Source organism: Klebsiella sp. MS 92-3 (assembly GCF_000195655.1).
Classification (GTDB): domain Bacteria; phylum Pseudomonadota; class Gammaproteobacteria; order Enterobacterales; family Enterobacteriaceae; genus Klebsiella; species Klebsiella pneumoniae.
Genome location: NZ_GL882875.1, coordinates 1104 through 2106 on the forward strand (window position 1 = coordinate 1104; position 1003 = coordinate 2106).

1 protein-coding gene is annotated in these 1003 nt (G+C 55.6%); it reads left to right on the top strand.

Going from position 1 to position 1003, the window contains the following annotated elements:
* A partial coding sequence (locus tag HMPREF9538_RS00245; protein ID WP_009486527.1) for a DUF3560 domain-containing protein occupies positions 1 to 994 on the top strand: 994 nt, incomplete at its 5' end.
* Positions 995 to 1003: the final 9 nt, after the last annotated feature.

Sequence of the window (1003 nt, forward strand, 5' to 3'; positions counted from 1 at the left end):
TGTCCCGCTGGGACAGCCGATCCTGGTAGGCCACCACAGCGAGCGCCGCGCGCGCCGGCATGCGCAGAAAATTGAGAACGGCATGAAACGTGCGGTGATGCTGTTCGAGCGCGCCGAATACTGGGAACAGCGCGCGCAGGCCTCTCTGCGGCACGCGAAATACAAGGAGCGTCCGGATGTGCGTTACCGCCGTATCAAAAAAATCGAGGCGGAATTACGCAAGTCCCAAAAGCACATTACCCGGTCTGAAGAGTATATGACGATGTGGCGTGCGCAGACGCTCGATCTGAAAATGGCGTTACTGGTCAGTAATTATGACCATATTTATGCCTGCTTCACGCTCGACAAATACCCCCGCCCGGCAGAGAAAAGCCAGTATGAGGGCTCGATGTCTCTCCATTCTGCCCTGTCTGAGGAGATCATTACTTTTGAACAGGCGCGTGATATTGCGATCCGCTGTCATGAGCGCACGATTAGCCACCAACAGCGCTGGGTTAATCATTACCAGAACCGCCTGGCCTACGAACGCGCGATGCTCAATGAAAATGGTGGCGTTGTCACCCGAACACAGGAATTTGAACCAGGCGGGCAGGTACTGAGCCGGGGAGAATGGTTAACCATTCTCCGGGTTAACCGGAGTAAGGGGGAGGTGAGTTCAGTCGAAACGCCCGGTTATCGCTTTCTGGGCTACAGCGGCACGATGAAACTCACGCCCGACCGTATCACGGACTACAAAGCCCCGACAGCGGAGGAAGCCAGCGACGCGAAGAAAGCGGCGAAGCGCCCACCGATCGTCAATTATCCGGGGGAAGGGTTCCGGGAAATGACAAAAGCCGAGTGGGCGAAATTACCCGCTGATTATAAAGGCGTGCGGGGTGCTGCAGAAACCGAAACACACGGCGCCTACCGCTTCCGCCGGTGCATGACGCACGGTTGTACGCTCGTGAATGTGTATATCACAGACATGAAAACCGTTGAAATTCCGAAAAAATAACAGGAAGGC